At 57.9% G+C, this 17,310-nt stretch carries 10 protein-coding genes; 7 read left to right on the forward strand and 3 right to left on the reverse strand.

What is annotated here, in order from left to right:
* Positions 1-113: 113 nt before the first annotated feature.
* Positions 114-4,697, forward strand: a complete 4,584-nt coding sequence (locus BK660_RS09975; protein WP_123433169.1) for a dermonecrotic toxin domain-containing protein — start codon at positions 114-116, stop codon at positions 4,695-4,697.
* Between the two features lie 203 nt (positions 4,698-4,900).
* Positions 4,901-9,382 carry a dermonecrotic toxin domain-containing protein gene (locus BK660_RS09980; protein WP_148057436.1) on the forward strand — a complete coding sequence of 1,494 codons (4,482 nt, stop codon included), beginning with the start codon at positions 4,901-4,903 and terminating at the stop codon, positions 9,380-9,382.
* A gap of 4 nt (positions 9,383-9,386) precedes the next feature.
* Here BK660_RS09980 and pdxR read toward each other — a convergent pair whose 3' ends face one another.
* The gene (pdxR, locus tag BK660_RS09985) at positions 9,387-10,937 is read right to left on the reverse strand and encodes a MocR-like pyridoxine biosynthesis transcription factor PdxR (RefSeq protein ID WP_123433171.1); all 1,551 of its coding nucleotides are present in this window, start codon (positions 10,935-10,937) and stop codon (positions 9,387-9,389) included.
* Positions 10,938-11,027: 90 nt separating this feature from the next.
* On the opposite strand from pdxR, the gene BK660_RS09990 reads away from it, so the two are divergent.
* From BK660_RS09990 to BK660_RS10000, 3 genes are read left to right on the forward strand one after another with little or no spacing between them, the layout of a single operon-like run.
* On the forward strand, positions 11,028-11,651 hold the full coding sequence (locus tag BK660_RS09990) for an FMN-binding negative transcriptional regulator (protein WP_123433172.1): 624 nt from the start codon (positions 11,028-11,030) through the stop codon (positions 11,649-11,651).
* Between the two features lie 10 nt (positions 11,652-11,661).
* Entirely contained in the window at positions 11,662-12,108 is a 447-nt protein-coding gene (locus BK660_RS09995; RefSeq protein WP_123433173.1) for a GNAT family N-acetyltransferase, read from the forward strand.
* Positions 12,109-12,125: 17 nt separating this feature from the next.
* The gene (locus BK660_RS10000; RefSeq protein WP_123433174.1) at positions 12,126-12,797 is read left to right on the forward strand and encodes a GNAT family N-acetyltransferase; all 672 of its coding nucleotides are present in this window, start codon (positions 12,126-12,128) and stop codon (positions 12,795-12,797) included.
* A gap of 68 nt (positions 12,798-12,865) precedes the next feature.
* Here the strand turns inward: BK660_RS10000 and BK660_RS10005 are convergent, their stop codons facing one another.
* Positions 12,866-13,144 carry a helix-turn-helix domain-containing protein gene (locus BK660_RS10005; RefSeq protein WP_123433175.1) on the reverse strand — a complete coding sequence of 93 codons (279 nt, stop codon included), beginning with the start codon at positions 13,142-13,144 and terminating at the stop codon, positions 12,866-12,868.
* Entirely contained in the window at positions 13,141-14,493 is a 1,353-nt protein-coding gene (locus BK660_RS10010) for a HipA domain-containing protein (RefSeq protein WP_123433336.1), read from the reverse strand. The genes BK660_RS10005 and BK660_RS10010 overlap by 4 nt, the downstream gene beginning before the upstream one ends.
* Before the next feature lie 137 nt (positions 14,494-14,630).
* Here BK660_RS10010 and BK660_RS10015 point away from each other — a divergent pair, with 137 nt between their 5' ends.
* Positions 14,631-14,825, forward strand: a complete 195-nt coding sequence (locus BK660_RS10015) for a hypothetical protein (protein WP_123433176.1) — start codon at positions 14,631-14,633, stop codon at positions 14,823-14,825.
* Between the two features lie 200 nt (positions 14,826-15,025).
* Positions 15,026-17,251 (forward strand): autotransporter family protein, encoded by a 2,226-nt coding sequence (locus tag BK660_RS10020; RefSeq protein WP_123433177.1) that lies wholly within the window; start codon positions 15,026-15,028, stop codon positions 17,249-17,251.
* The last annotated feature ends 59 nt before the right edge of the window (positions 17,252-17,310 follow it).

The following is a 17,310-nucleotide window of genomic DNA, read 5'->3' on the forward strand; positions in this document are numbered from 1 at the left end:
CTTTTTTTGCCTGCGATATTTATGTACCACCCGACACGTTGGGTCGCCCGATACCTTCCACTGATCCCGCGCTGCGCAATCCGCAGCGGCGCGTTCTCAGTCAGGAGACGACCATGTCCGACACCGTTGCCCCGAGTGCAGAAGAGGTACTGACCCAGTTGGTCACCGGCCCCTCGATCAGAGAGGTCGCAGCGACCGCGCTGAGCCCTGCGCTCAACGCGCTGTATCCACAGTTGAAGATTGACCCGACGCTCGCCACGGTCGTCACCCCGACCTGGATCGATACCGGCACCGAGATCGTGCCCGGCCCTGAAGTGTTTGAATCGCTCACCGATGTGCTGGTACGGCTCGGTTTGTCGGAATCGACGGTGACGCTCCTCGATGGCGAACATTTCCTGACCCTGCAACCGGGCGCTGAACCGTTCGCTCAATTGCCGGTAAAAATCGATGCCATCGGGTGTCTGCTCAACGCGCTCGCACCGCAATTGTTCATCGCCTATCAGCAACAGCAGCTTGATTACTGGAACCAGGAGACAAGCCCTTCGACACCGCGCTGGCATTCGCTCGCGCAATCGCTGCAGGACATCTGGAGCCCCGATCCCGCCTCAGACTGGGATGCCGATGAAAAAGCCATGGCCCAGGCCGTGTTCACTCATCCGGATCGCGCAACACGGACCCAGGACAAATACCTGACCAAGGCCTGCCTGATCGACACCGACCTGCTAGAAAACACAGTCATCAAACACCTGCGCGTTCTGGAAATCGCCGTGTTCGTGGGCACATTGGGCGAGCGCACCCTGGTGCTGACGCACTCGATTGTCGAAGGGTTCAAGCGTTACGATTCGGTTGCCGCGCTGGGTGAAGCGGTGTTCAAACCTTCTGGAACGTCAAGCGTCGAGCAAACCCTGCAATGGCGCCTGTATGAACCCGAGGGCAACTTCTTTCATCACCAGGCCTGCGCGCTGATTGCGCTCGAGGTCGAAGCGATTGGCGCATTCAGTTCGGTCCAGCGCACTTCTGCCACACTTCTTTCGCCACCAATCAGTGCTGCTGCAAAAGGCTTCACTGAATTTGAAGCCCTGCCGTCGTCACGCTTCAACAAGGTTCAGGGGTTACTGACCGGCTGGCTGAAAAACGCTTCGTCAGCGGACCTCACCCGCTACAGCCGACACTTGATGGACCTGGCGCAGCTGCGGGAACAGGACGCTGGAAAAACCTTCGACGAAGGCCTCTCGTCGCTGCCGGCGTTTGCGCTTAAGACCCTGCAAGAACAGATGATCAAGGATCATCCAGCGGCAGCCGACCTGGATCTGCAAGACATTGAAATCAGCATCACCAGCGTCGTGGTACTTGGCGCTGTCGTGATACCCGGCAAGACGCAAACCACCACGCTGTCGCTGATCGAACTGGCGCTGCAAAACCTGATTGCCGTTCCGCTGGGAAACAAGACGGTGAACTGCAAAAACGGCGACGCCGTACCCGTCTGGATGACTCCTGCCTATCTTGAAAATCTCGTCACGCAGGTCGATATCGGTGGGGTTTACCCGGCGCTGATCAAGCGTAAATTGCTTGATGATCCGCAAGAAGCGCAACGACGACAGGCGCTCTACACCCGCCATCTGCGTACCCAGTTGCCCTTGCAGGCGCTGCAGCACAAGATGCGCGGCGAGGCGGGTATTGATGAGCGTGGTTACCAGTACGTCAACGCCGTCCTGCAGGAAAACACTGCCGACCGCAGGGTGAACGGGCAGGAGATTGTCATTCGACCGCTGGCCTTTATCACCGGTGATCGCGCCGGCAGCAAAGGCGATGAAGTCGCCAACATGTTCGTCATCGGTCCGCGACTCACCGATAGAGGACCGTGCCTGCTCTACCGACCGTTGCTCACCCCCTCGCTGATGCAGTACCCGAGCGAGGCCAATCTGCTGTATGCAATCAAGCACGAAAAACCGCTTCGCCAATCGATCCTGGCCTGGCTGTCCGACGATGTACGCTTCAACTATTCCCAGTACGTGTTTTGCGGTGAGTTGCCTTCGGTCTGGACGCTGACCCAATTGCTGGTCGATCCGACTTCAGCCCTGGGCAAGATGGGCGCGGTGACACTCAGTGCAACGGTCCTCGATGACGCGACGCTGGCGGCTCTGTTCAAAGCCAACGCCAACGCCATGATTACCCTGGCGGACCATCAATCGGTGTCCAATGCACAAGCTCGCTGGGCAACGCTCAAGCAAGGCTCATGGATGCTGTTCAATGTCGCGCTGCCCTTCCTCGGTCGCACCGCCGGGGTTGCGGCGTGGATCTGGCAGATCATGGATGACTTGCAGAACATTACCGATGCAGAAGAAAACGACGACAGCTCACTCGCCTGGTCCGCCCTGACCGATCTGCTGTTGACACTGGGCATGGTATTGGCCCATCGGGCTGCCACTCGCAATAAGCCCGTCTCGCGGTTGCCCGAGAAGGTCGAGCCGCCGCCCGTAACACCCTCAAGCAAACCTGCCCACACCCTCACGATCACCCGTCTGCCCGACCTCGATCAGCTGCCAATCCCCCATGAGACGTCTCTGCACGCCATCGCCACGCTGCCTCCTTCATCCCTGGGCGTCTTGCTTGATGAACTGGCCATCGCCGAACCCAAAGGAATGGCAGCCGCCTCCAGCGAGCCCGGCCTTCGCCAACACCTCAGTTCGCTCGAGGGAAAATGGTATGCGAAGGTTGGCCAGCGATGGTTCGAGGTCACCCTCAACGACAATGACGATGTGCAGATCATTGACTCACGTCGGTCTCCCACACGCACGGGGCCCTTGCTGGTCAAGAATGCCAGGGGCGAATGGTTTATCGATACGCGGCTGAGACTCAAGGCCGGGGGCAAGGAAAAACAACGGCTGGAACAACAAAACCGGCAACGCCAGGCTGAACTGAAACAGCAAATGATCGCGTTCGAGAGCCAGAACAAAAGCCGCGAAACAGAGCTCAAGGAAGCGGAAAAAAGCGCGCAGGCGGTTACAGCCACCGGCACCCATCGTCGCTTGTACCTTGAAATGCTCGACGCGCAGATGTCCTTCCTGAGCACCAACATGGAACAGATGAAAGCCTTCAATGCTCGCGAGGCGATTCCCAATTACCGAAAAGCAATGATCAGCCGCCTGGATTTCCAGCTGTCGCTGCTGCAAAAATGGTTCGTTCACCAGCAGCCGGTTTTCGGCAATCAAATGCGCCTTTCCCTCGATTTTCTCGACAACCCGCCAACGGAAAACACACAGGCCGTCCGGCAAACCCATCAACTCACGGGCGAGTTGACCGCCGGCTACATCAACAAAATCGAGTCGGCACATGCGTGCTTCGAGCAACTGAACCTGCTCGGCAAAGAAGCCATCGAAGTGATCCGCGACGTCAAGGCCAACATGCCGTCGTTCGATTTACAGGACCTCAAGCTGTTCCAGATCACACTCGGTCAAGAGTTGTGCCTCGACAACAGCGTTGAGCCCGCATCTGAAGCGCGCCAGGCACTGGAGAGCGTTGTCGAAAATGCAGGCCTCGCGATTCAGGCGTCACTGGATCTGGCTGCTGACGAAGAGGTGCTGCACTTGCCCGAGCGGATAGATGGGCTCAGCGATCTGGTGGAGCAACTGACGATCACCGACCAGCGCATCGTCGATCTGCCCACGGAGTTTCCCGGGCAGTTCCTGCAAACACCCCTCGACGTGATGCGCCAACGTATCGACGTTTTTCAACAGCGCACCGTGAAGCAACTGGCGAGCTTGCTGCGCGAACGCAAGGCACTCGAGCCGCAACCCGGCCCTTCCCGCCTGCCGAGCGCTCCCGCCAAGCGAATCATCAAGACCCGCTACAAAGGCACGGTGGTGGGCCGGCCACGTGCCGACTCCGCGATGCAAGGGTCAGAACTGATCGACGTGACCTCGGCGTTGACCGGAAAGGTCATCTCGACCTTCCATGAAAAGACCCCGGGGGTCTGGGTTGAAAGAGTGCCCCCGAAACCGGCTCCCCCCGCCGTTAGCCAACCCGACTTGAGTGCAAGCACGGCTCAAGGCCAGGCATTGCTGGCTGGGCTGGACGCGTTCATTCGTCGAACGCAGGCCCACTCGAAAGGCACGCGACGAATACCCGTGGAAATAGAGGAAATGTTTCATCAGCAGGCTCACCGACTGCAGGACGCCGCCAGCGCAATCGACGATGCGCTGACCGCCAACAATTCCACCGAAGGTGGTCCGGGGTCCGCCGTGACGCTGGCCAAGCAACTGAACGACGGGGCAACCAGACTCTACAATCAGGGACGCTTGACCCGAATCAGCATGACCAAACTGCAGCCGCCGACGGCGGAGCGCGTCCGCTGGCTGCAAAGTGAAGGTCAGGTCGATATCGTCAAGACCCCCGGCCGACGCTTGCTCAAAAGCCGTAAAAGAGACTTTCTCGAGGAATATGAGGTCCGCGATCACAGCAACCAAAGTGTTCTGTGGTATGCCCACTTCCACTACTCCGAGCCCGCTTCGCCTGCACACACCTTCACCGCGGCACACCTGAAAACCGTCCAGCAACGACTGCTGGGTGGCGCAACCGAGTCCCGCTCCGCCAACGACGACCTCCAGGCGATCTCGATCTACCGCAGCGAAATCAGTCCGCAACTGGCGACCAGCCTATTCTTCGCAAAAGTGCCGGCCGCGGCCTCGGGGTCGTAAACCGGGCAGAACCTGAGACCCGCATTCGCGGGTCTTTTTTATCCACGATATCTATCTACCACCTCGGGTGGGTGGTGCCTGATTACCTTCGAAGCACCAAGAGGCTTTCCCGGCCTCGACATTTCGCCCAGGTATCCGCCATGAGCAACAACACTTCACTGCCTCAAAATGACTCGACACCCTTGGTGGAAACCAGCGACCTCGTGGGCCTGACCAGCCATGGCCCCACGCTCAGCAAAGTGGCTTCGCACCTGCTGCGCCAAGCGATGGAAACAGCCTGGCCAGAATTGCAGATCGACCCTGAAAACGCCTTCGTCGGCACCCCCCGATGGCTCATGGTGGACGACCATGTCGAGGCGGGCCCAACCGGGTTCGAATCACTGACCCTGGCACTGATGCGCCAGGGCCTGTATGGAACAACGGCCAACTATCTCGAAGGCGAGCATTTCCTGACCCTCGAGCCGGACAGCAAAAACCCGGTTCACCTCGCTGTCTGCATCGAGGACATTGCGAAGATGCTCAATGACTCGGCGTCGATCCTGTTCATCGAGGCTCAAGCACGGCAACTCGCGTTCTGGAATGCCAAGGGGCATGCGATCCCCCGCTGGCAGGAGCTGTCCGACACGCTGCGCAAGGCGTTGAACGTGCAGAAGGTCAAAGGCTGGGACGCCGATGAATGCGCGATGGCGCGGGAAGTGTTCAGCGCCCCGGACAAAACCGCCCGTAAAAATGTAAACAACGAATTTTCCGCCATTCAGGCGTGCCTTCTCGATATCGATACCGTCGAGAATGACATCTCCCGCCATCTGTTGATCGGTGGCGCGTTGGTGCTCAAGGCCACGCATCGCAAGCGCCAACTGCTGGTGATGTACACCATCGAGCGCGCGTATGAGTCGTTCAGTTCGATGGAAGAATTGGGTAACTCGCTTCCCGCACGCCTGGAAGAACAACGGTCAGGACGCGCTCTGACGTGGCGGTTTTACGAGCCGGAAGGCAACATCTTCGACCACATGGCGTGGGCGTTGGTCTCGTCACAGATGGATGCCATTGACTCGTTGCGCTTTATTGAGGCCCCGGCCGACGAGGTCGCCCCCGAAACCGGACTCGACCTCGACCTCGACCTCGACGAAAAAGCACGATTCCTGCAACTGAACAAAGCGATTCCCGATTGGTTGCGCAATGCCTCCTCCGAAGACATTCAAGATTACGGCCGTTACATCAGTGCACTGGGCAAGTTGTATCGCCAACCGGACAGCCAATTGGCCAGCGCCGAGATCCCGTCCATCACCGACTATGCCCAGCGGCGGATGCGTGAAGCGATCATCGCGGATCCACGGGCGGTCGGTGCCGCGAATCTTGCGCTGGATGATCTGCGGATCAAAATCACCAACAGTTTTACCGCCGACAATTTCACCCTGCCCAACCCACACGATCAACGCATTGAAACGTTGGCCGACTTCGCGCTGGAGAACGAAGCGCCCTACATGGCGACCGTCTCTTTCACGGGCGGGGAGACGGTACCGGATTGGCTCACGGCTGAATTTCTCACCACCGTGTCTGCGCGAGTGGACATCGGCAAGGCTTACCCCGAACTGATCAAACCCAAGCTGCTGGAGGACCCGGTCGCCTCCCGCCGCCAGGAAAACTTCTATCGCGCTCAATTGCGTTCCATGCTGCCGCTCCAGGCATTAGAAGCCCGATTCAAGCCTGAAACCGGTGTGGACGAACGCGGTTACCGCTACATCTGCGAGCTGCTCGATCCCGACGTCGCCACCAAAACCGTGGCCCTCTACCCGCTCACGATGACGCCGCAACATCGCTTGATCAGCAGCAGCGACACCGTGGACAACATGTTCATCATCAGCCCACGAGATGCACACAGCGGACCTTGCCTGCTCTATCGGCCAATGCTCGATGAGCCCCTGCTGCAATACCCCTCGAGGCAAAACCTTTTGTACGCGTTGCACCAACCCGGCGACCTCAGGGATACGGTACTGGCCTGGTTGCCCGATAAACACCTGAGCTTTGAATATGCCCAGTCTGTTTTTCCCACTGGCCTGCCCTCTCCGTGGCTGATCGCGGAACAATTCGTCAATCCATTGCAGCGCGCAGACAAGTTCGGGCGTGTGGTTTTCGAGAACGTCGAGATCACCGGCGACATTCTGTCTGCGCTGTTCAAAAGTAATGCACGGATGCTGGTCAACCTCGCCGACCGACAATCGAGCTCCAATGCCGAACGACGCTGGAGTGTGTTGAAGGACAGTGGCTGGGCGCTCTTCAACGTCGCCTCGAATGTTCTCAGCGGTGCGGTTGGCACAGCCGTCTGGGTCTGGCAAACCATCAATCAGATCCAACAGGCACTCGATGCCCACGAGCAGGATGACCGTTTCATCGAATGGACTTCAGTGTCGGACATTCTGCTGGCGATCGGCATCATCCTTAGCCATCACGCCGTGATGCGGCGCAGAAGGGTTTCGAGCAAACCCCGAATCGAGCAGCTGTCGAGGGAGAAAGCTGAAGAATCACTCGTCGAGCCCGAGGCCGTCACGCTCAATCCCGCCCCGCTGGCCCCGGATCTTCCGTCCAGTCATCTTTCCTCCCTGGAACTGGCTGGTTCGGTTCCACGCCGAACACCGACCGCGCTGGGCGCTTACCTGGACACGCTCAAAGTCGCGGCTCCCGATATTTCCAGCACAAACGTGACGAAGGTGAAGGGAGCCCCTCCGCATTTTTACCAACACAACTTCAGAAACTACGCACAGGTGGGTGAGCGGTGGTTTTACGTCGACGTGAAAGGGGATGATGAAATTCATATCGTTTACCCGGATCAGCCTGAGCGAAACGGCCCGATGCTGATGGATAACGGCCAGGGGCAATGGGTGCTCGACTTGCGTCTGCGGTTGCGAGGGGGAGCCGGGAATGCATTCAGCCGCCACCAGGAGGCGGCTGACGAGCAGCGTAGAAGCCATCTGGAGGAGGCCCTGAGTTCCTTCAAAAGCCAGGAAAAAGCGAAGGAAACCGAACTCAAAACATTACATGCCAGCATCGGGCAGGCCAACGCCGAAAACTACGATCAACGAACGGCGGCGTACATGGAAAAACTGGAGGCAACGATCGGCGAGTATCGCCAGGCGCTGGAACAACTACGCGAATGGCGCACCCTCGGTGGCACGGAAAACTACCGGGAAGATTTGCTTCGCATGAGCGTGGTGCTGGAGAAGAATCTGTCTTTGTGGTTTGTCCTGAAGCGGTCCAGGTATGCTCAGGTCACCCAAGTCCTGACCAGCGGCCAACAAAACCAACCCGTTGCCAGGCCAACGTTTGTCGACAATGTGCAGAAAGCGTCCGACATCGGTGACGAGATGATTGAGAAGCTGACCCTGTTTGCGTCGACACTTGAGGACATGCACGCGGCAGGACGTCCTGGCATTGAGCGCGCCATGCAAATCAGAAAACTGGCGCCTTCGTTTACCGTGCTGGATATCAAGGCCAACGAGATCGGCATGGCGCAGGAGCTGTGCCTCAATGAACAGGCCAGCCCTCTGATGCAGCAGGCCCGTAACGCGGTGGGGCATATCGCTGTGAGCGCCGCGAAGGCCGCGATTCAAGTGGCGGACCTGATGAAAGTCGAAGGCGAACATTCCGATTTACAGGCGCAAATCGAGGAATTGAACAGTCTCGTGGAGACATTTGCCGGCGCTGATCAGCGCATTCAGGAATTGCCAGGCACGTACCCTGGACTGGTCAAGCAAACCAGGCTCGACCATCTGCAATCGCTCATCGACGAGTTCGCGCAGCTCGCACAAAACCGCTTACAGGCGTTGCTGCCAGAGCCGGAACCCATGCCCGTGCAGGCCCCTGTAGAACGAGTACATCCGGGTACGTCACGACAACCGATCAAGGTGCGCAAGACCAGGCCGCGGGATTGCGGCAAAAATGAACCCCAAAAACCCAAGGAGGAGGCACTTGGGTCATTTACCCCCGCCGTTTATCGGCAACCCGTCCCGGTGCTGGATGACACAGGAACGATCGAGGCTGGCATCGAGCTGAACCTGGACACGGCCCCATTCATCGAACGCATCCGTAAAGACGCTTTGCTCCCAAGACGCATCCCTGCCGATATTCAGGATGTGTTCGATCAGCAGGCATTAAAACTGGAGCAGACTGCCAGCAGCGTTGATCAAGCCGTGATCAATAGCAGGAAGGACGAAGCCTCCCCTCTCCCGGTTGCCACCCTGAGCCGCGATTTACGTGCAGGGGCCAGTCGTCTGCGCAAAGAAGGTGTCAGCGTTCGCGCCGACCTTTACACGCGCCACAAACCGACCCAGAGCATTTTCAAATGGATGCATGAAAACGGGCAGCTCGCCATCAGCCGCGACAGACGAGGGCGCGTCCAGACCCGAGGGCTCGGCGACTTTTTCCAGGAGTACCGGATTTTCGACAACAGCCACAATAAACCGTTATGGGTGGCGCATTTCCACTACGAGACGCTGTCGAGTCCGGCGAGTACACCCACCGCGGCCCATTTGAAAGTTTCAGATGATTACCTGAAAACGCTGCCACTGGATCAGCAACTGGCGTTGACCACCTTCGAACCCATCGATGGGGTGTTCAGGAAGCTGGAAGATCCTGCGCTACGAAAACTGTTCCTGGACCTGGAACCACAGACAAACACCGCAACGTAAGCACTTAACGACGCCAGGCCTTTTCCAGTCGCCCGAGTGCGGCGCTGATGGCCACCTCGGGCACCGCCGCGAAACCCAGGACCAGCCCCGCCCGCTGGTCCACAGGTTGTGTCGAATCCGGCAACCAGTAGCCGCTGAGGGCATTGATCTCCACATCGACGCTCGCCGCCTGTTCCACCAGCTCGCGCTCGCGGGCCTGTGAGTCGACCGCCACGGTCAGATGCAGCCCTGCCGCGACACTCGGCAGGCTGCCGATGCCGGGAATGTCCTTCGGCCAACCGGCCAGCAATGTATTGCGCCGACTCAGGGCGGCGCGACGCATGCGGCGAATATGCCGCTGAAAGTGTCCGGCGGCCATGAACTCGGCCATCACCGCCTGGGTGCTCACTTCGGAATGCCGCACGTCCACCGCCCGCCGTTGAGAGAACCCCTGCACCAGCGCCGGCGGCAACACCAGATAGCCAAGACGCAATGCCGGGAAGGCGACCTTGCCGAAGGTCCCGACGTACAAAACCCGTCCTTGTCGATCGAGTGCCGCCAACGGTGCCAGTGGTGCGCCGCTGTATCGGTATTCGCCATCGTAGTCATCCTCGACAATCCAGCCTTGGGTGCGCTCGGCCCAGGCCAGCAATTCCAGACGCCGGGCCAGGCTCATCACCACCCCGGTCGGGTATTGATGCGACGGCGTGACGTACGTCAGGCGACAATCCTCGAGCGCAGCCAGTTCGCGGCAGTCGATACCCTCGCTGTCCACCGCCACACCGTGCAGTCGCGCACCCGCCACGGCGAACGCATGACCCGCCGCCCGGTACCCCGGATTCTCGATCGCCACCCCATCGCCGGGCTCCACCAGCAGCTGTGCACAAAGGCTAATCCCCTGCTGCGCGCCACTGGTGATCACTATTTGCTCAGCCGAACACTGCATGCCGCGTGAACTGCGCAAGTACGCGGCAATCATTCCACGCAGGCGCTCATCGCCCGCCGGATCGCCATAGCACAACTGCTGCAAATCCGGCTTACGCCAGAAAGCCGCATTCAGCTTGGCCCAGACCTCGAAAGGAAACAGATCAAATGCCGGCACACCGACCCGAAAAGCACGCGGCGGGCCACTCGGTGGCAGGGCCAAATGGTTCTTTTGAACGCGCCCCAGCGCGCCGCTGTGGATAACTTTACTGGATGAAATTACAGGTAAATCCAGCCAATTTGTGGATAAGGCTGTGGGTAACCCTGTTGACAACCCTGTGGATACTTTTGTGGATAATTTTTTGGCGGGTATCGCGGTTTGGGGCAGTTGCGCGACGTAAGTCCCGTCCCCCACACGCCCTTCGATAAAGCCTTCGGCATAGAGCTGATCGTAGGCGCGCACCACGCTGTTGCGAGAAATCGCCAACGCCGCCGCCAGATCCCGACTGGCCGGTAATCGCGTCCCGCTCGCCATTCGTCCATCCAGCACTCGCAGGCGCAAGGCTTGATAGAGCTGACGACTCAGGCCCTGACGGCGATCAAGTTCGATACCGGCAGGGTTGAACGACAAGGAAAGCGGCGCATCGGTCATGGCAATGGACCTATTAAATTGGCCATTAATGGCTCTTACAACAGACCAATAGCCTGCCTAGGATGGAGGCATTCGCCAAGGGATATTTCCATGTACAACCCCAGCAGCTTTGCCATCAACGATTTGGATGAACTGCGCCAGCAGATCCTCGACACCCGCCTCGCCATGGTGGTGACCCACGGCGAGCAAGGCTTGCAAGCCAGCCATCTGCCGCTGTTGTTCAAACCTGACGAAGGTCCGAATGGCACCCTCTACGGCCACTTCGCCCGTGCCAATCCGCAGTGGAAGGAATTGCAGAACGGCGCTGAAGCGCTGGTGATCTTTGCCGGTGCCGATGCTTACGTCAGTCCCGGTTTTTATCCGAGCAAAGCCAAGCACGGCAAAGTTGTTCCGACCTGGAATTACGTCGCGGTGCACGCCCACGGCACCGCCGACGTCTTCACCGATGCCGAGCGCCTGCTCAATCTGGTCAGCGCATTGACTGATCGTCACGAAGCCGGCCGCGCCCAGCCGTGGAAGGTCGCCGACGCTTCCGCTGATTACATCGACGGCATGCTCAAGGCAATTGTCGGGTTTGCCCTGCCGATCCAGCGCCTGGAAGGCAAACGCAAACTCAGCCAGAACCGCAGCGCCGAAGACATCGCCGGTGTGCGCGAAGGGCTCGCCGCCAGCCCCGATGTGCACGACCAGGCTCTCGCCCACTTGATGCGTTAAGGAAATGAACATGAGTCAGATTGAAATCCGCCAGGTCAGCGCCGACGATCACGCGGCCTGGCTGCCGCTGTGGCAAGCCTACCTGCGCTTCTACAATACCGAGTTGCCCGAAGCGGTCACTGACAGCACCTGGCAACGCATGCTCGACCCGACCGAAACGACGCATTCCGCGCTGGCGTGGCTCGACGGCAAAGCCGTCGGCATGGTGAACTTCATCTACCATCGCTCGAACTGGAGCATCGAAAATTCCTGCTACCTTCAAGACCTGCTGGTAGCGCCAGAAACCCGCGGCACCGGCGTTGGCCGCAAACTGATCGAATTCGTCTACGCCACCGCCAAAACGGACGGTTGCTGCAAAGTCCACTGGCTGACCCACGAAACCAACGCCACCGCGATTCAGCTCTACGAGCGCATCGCCGAACGTCCCGGTTACATCCAGTTTCGCAAAGCCCTTTAAGGTTCAAGGAGAACAACATGTCGACTTCACTCGCGGACTGGAAAGGCGTCCCCGCGCCCACCGTTCAAACCCTCGAAGGGCGCTTCATTCGCCTGGAAAAACTCGACCCGGCCCGTCACGCCGAGGGCTTGTTCAAGGCCTTGCAAGGCCCGGGTGCCGATCCAAAACTCTGGGACTATTTGCCTTACGGGCCTTTCCCGGAACGTAGCGTGTTCAACGATTGGCTGAACAACCATGCGACCAACAGCGACCCGTATTTCTTCAGCGTGATCGACCGTGCAAGTGGTGAGGTGCAGGGCATTCTCAGCCTGATGTCGATCGTGCCGGCTCAGGGCCGAATCGAAATCGGCCACGTCACGTTCGGCGCGCCAATGCAGCGCTCACCGAAAAGTACCGAGGCGGTTTATCTGCTGGCCAAGGAGTCGTTTGCATTGGGTTATCGACGCCTGGAGTGGAAGTGCAACAACGGTAACGCCCGCTCCAAATACGCGGCCGAGCGCCTGGGCTTCAGTTTTGAAGGGGTCTTCCGCCAGCACATGGTGGTCAAGGGACAGAACCGCGATACCGCGTGGTATTCGATTCTGGACTCGGAATGGCCGGCGATTGGCGCAGGGTTTGAGCGCTGGTTGAGCGATGAGAATCAGGCGGGGTCGGGGCAGGTGAAAACGCTTGCCGAGTGCCGCGGGTAACGCGCGCGGTTTTTAGTACCCGGTGGCGAGGGAGAAACCTCCCTTGCCACTCATTTCGAGTTTCAGCCTCAACTAACGTCGCGCCGAATCCGCACAACGCCCATCTTCAGACCAAACGGTCTGAACACCGCATTCAGTGATTTCAGCGTTTGATTCCCTTCCCCATGTTCGATATGCACCAACGTGCGCACCGAGATTTTGCACATTTTTGCGAATTGGGTCTGGTGCAGGCCGGTGACCTCTACGCGTAATCGGCGAACCGCTTCGCTGATTTCAAGGGTGCCTTGAGCCAGCGCTTCCTGAATGTTTTCTATAAGCACAGTGCGTTCGGCAACAGTCATGCTCATTTCAGGCCCCACTCTTTCAAACGCTGCTCCAGATTTCTCAATGCAATTTGCGGGTGATTCATCGTCACCTCTGGCAAACCGCTGGCAGCGAGAATGTCGGGGAGTGCCATGAGATGCTGAGCATCCCCCCGCAGTCGCTCAAAGGAATCCTGCGCTTCACTCAACGCAGCCAGCGGATCATCCGGATCAGCAATATCGGCCAAAGCACGGCACACCCCACGCCAATCAACATCACCCGCTCGTTCCAGCTCTTTTGGCCATTTGGTTGTACGCGTCACACCTTCATCGTCCATCACCATGGGCGCCAAATCATAGATGGGTGCCAGACGGAAAGTGGCTGTATCTCGGATGATTGCAGTGTTGCGACCATGGTTATCCGAGTTGCCGAGGATTTTGTTGATCAGATCCCTACGTAGATAGTCAGCAACAAGGTTCGGGATTTGGTCCGCCTGCCCAGCATCACGCCAGAGTCCCGCAAGCAGCCGAATAACTTCCATGTGATCCATCGAGCTACCTTGCGTGGTTATTTGTGCCAGGGAGTAGATCGACTCCACGGCAAAACGCTCGACACCCTGAGGGGTTACTTGCCGATCAAAACGCTGCATCCACAAGCTTGGTTTGGTCGCCTCTTCCAAGGCCAAGCCCTGAACAGCCACCGTTTCGATACCGAGTTCTTGTAGCGCCCTGTAGTAATGGTATTCGCTTCTGAGAATGTCCTGATCGTTGCGGGCTCCCTTATTGCGAGAAAACTTAACAAACCAGTGTTGGATAACGTCTGCATCATCGAGTACCGCATCAGGATAAAAATCTCCATCCTTGCCCTGAGCCAACAAAAGTTTTGGCGCCTCGCCACCTGCTCCCGTTGCCCCACCAATTGCTGCGCCCTGCTCATGGGCATATTCGAGAAACCGATTGTCACGACTGATCACATCCTCACGCTTAAACCCTATAGGTTCGCGCTGATCTACTGCCTCGGCGGACTCCTTTATGCGCATATTGCCAATCGGTGCCGGAGTACTTTTGGACAGCAAATAAAGATCTGCGCTGACGTCAACAGGCTTGTCGTTACCTATGCGTGCCAGAAGAAATTTTTTGGCTGCGCCGGCAGGCGCAATGTCATATAGAAACGCCGGTGCAGTGGATCGCTTGCCCTCCCAATCCAAAGGAAATCTGGCACTGACAGCTTTGGCGAAGAGAGTTCCGATATCGTCAATGCTCTCAACGAGATACGGGGTTTCGTAGCCGAAGTTGCATCTGCTTTCGAAACCTTTTTCAGGGTTGTCGAAGCTGAAAACCATGGCGTCGAGCCATTTTCCTGTCGTATAGATTTGTAAGGTCAGGTTGTACACGCCGTCACCGTCTGCATTTAAATGCAATTTTCAAAAATCGTTTAAACGTTAACTGCAATATAGTGCATTAGCGCCCCCCCTAAACACCTTTATAAATGCAATAAAATGCGTAAAAACGATCATGGAAGCTTCCTTAAATGCAAAATAATGCAGATATCGCGGCACACATCAGTGTGGATGGCAGTTCGCTGGATCGAGACAGCCTGGTGCTGGAGGCTGGTCTGGATCTGGGCATTTCGGCTCGGCATTCGGTGGGCATTGGCTATAGCGGCGAAATCGGCAACAACAGCTGTAACCAAGGGCTGATCGGGCAGTGGCAGATGAGTTTCTGAGAGTGCGTTGCAGGCAGCGTCTCGATTTATTGTAAGAAAAGGTCATCGGTCCGAAGCGTTAAAAACCGCTGTGCCCATGCAGCGGTGGATTTTCTGCATCGAGCTTCTGACACCGCCTGCAAACCCGCCGGAACGGGCTGACATCGGTATCGACGCGCTCTCCTTAGAGTTTGGTCTCCTTCCAATTGAGGCCAAATTCCATGTCTGTTCAACACAAATACCGACCACATCATCTGGCGCTAGCCATTGCGCTGGCGTTGAGTTGCACTGAAATTTTTGCCCAACAAAGTCCTGTCGAAAACACTCCCCCTGCGCTTGAAACGCCAGATCAGCTCTTGGCAGCGCTCGATGCATTTATCAAAGACCCTGACACCAAAAAGACCACTATCGGAAACGCAGAGGACGGTACCAATCGAACGTTCAGCGATGACAATGATCTGGTCACTTTATCCCGTCGCGGGAGTATCACCGGATGGGTTGACGGTGGTGGTGGTACCAATTTCCTACAACTCGATACAGCGAGCGGTGGCACGTTAGGCGACAGTCGCAATTTCGACGGCCTGGAGCTGAAACGAAGCACCTGGACCTTGAACGGTTCCAGTGGTGATTTCGCCACAGGTGCCTTGGTACGCCCCAAAGCAACACTAATAAATGAGAGCGATATCCGGGGAGGTGCATTGACCCAGGGCACTCTCGTCAATAACGGCAGGATTGGCGGCGGGGTGGCGGTGCTGTCAGGTGGCGCCCTGAGTAACTCTGGGGTGATCGAGGGCGACGTGTTTATTCACGAAAAAGGGGCTTTTGCGGGTAGAGGTCGCACGGGTTCGCTGGAGGTAAACGGACAATTTTCGGTGGGCGAATCGCACGGCGCCCCAAAAGTTAATGGTGACCTGAAGCTTTCCAATACCGCCGAATTGCTCTACGAAGTCAGCGCCGATCGCAAAAGTGAAACGATATTAGTCGATGGCACCGCCACGCTCGGTGGCGCCACACTGAACATTGTTGCAGCGCCCGGTAACTACCCGCTAGTCAGCGAAAACAACATTCTTGTGGCCAATAACGTCGAAGGAAAATTTGGCAACGTAATCAACAACCTTGCCTTTTTGGAACCCGATGTCCAATACGGTGAAAGGACAGTCGACCTGGTCTTGATTCGAAACGATGTGCCTATCGAGAGCGTCGCGGACTCAGATAACGGACGGGAGTTTGGAGGAAGCATTGAGGAGCCAAGGGGCGCTGAGCCAACTCAGACGCCACCGGACAATGCCGCCCCAATTGCTGCGGCCCTGAATCCCGCCGAGAACCTCGGTACTCCCGTCACCGCCTCAACATCACAAGCGACAACTCCCGTCGCCGCAGCACCTACGCCATCGCGCAATGCAAACGCCGCAGTCGTGGCGCTGCTCGGCAGCGACAAAACAACCGCCGCTCATGCCATCGAACAACTGGCCGGCGGCAATACCGCCAACCTCGCCAAGGCAACGCTCGCCAGCGCCAGCCCCGTGGGCACTTCCGTGCTCTCGGCCATGCGCCAACTGGACAGCGCCAGCACCTACAACAAGGGCAGCAACCGCAGGAACGCACCAAGCCTGGCGGCGGGCAGCGACGATAATGGCAGGGTCTGGCTTCAAGCATTAGGTCAGGGAGGCACTCTGGACCGTGACTTCGATCCACTGAAACACTCCACTCAAGGCTTGGTCCTGGGCGCAGATTGGGGCATCGATGATGAATGGCGTATCGGTGTGATGGGCGGCAAAGGCGAAACACGCCTCGATAGTCGCGACCTCGACGGCGGTCTCGACAGCTGGTATCTGGGCGCTTATGCCCTGCGCCAGAACGGCCCCATGTCGCTGCGATTGGGCGCGACGTATGGCAATCACGACGGCAACACCAAGCGCCGGGTGGCTTTCAATGGTTTCAGCGACCGCCCCGAAGGCCGTTACGATGCCAACACCCAACAAGCCTTCGCTGAAGTGGGTTACAACCTGGGGCGGGCCAATGTCAGCATCGAACCATTCGCCAGCCTTGGCTACGAACGCTATCAGCGTGACACCTACACGGAAAAAGGTGGTGCAGCGGCGTTGAAAGTCCACGGCCAGACCCAGAACAATTTGAACAGCACAGTCGGCCTGCGCATGGCGAAAACCAATGCTTTGAATAACGGCATGCAACTGACGCCGCGATTAAGTGCCAGTTGGAAACACACCTACGGTGATGTCACCAGCGACACTCGCCAACGACTGGCAACGGGCGGTAGAAACTACACCGTCTCCGGTGCGCTTCTGGACCGTAACAACCTGAGCGTCGATGCAGGGCTGGACCTGGGATTGTCAGCCAGACATACCTTGGGCGTCAGTCTTAACGGGGACGTCGGTACGGAAAGCCGAAGCCATGGCGTCACCGGCCAATGGCGGATGAATTTCTGACCGTCATAAATACGCGGCGAAAAAAAAGGGGAGCACATGCCCCCCCGAGGTTTAAAGCG

Source organism: Pseudomonas brassicacearum (assembly GCF_003732265.1).
Classification (GTDB): Bacteria; Pseudomonadota; Gammaproteobacteria; order Pseudomonadales; family Pseudomonadaceae; genus Aquipseudomonas; species Aquipseudomonas brassicacearum_D.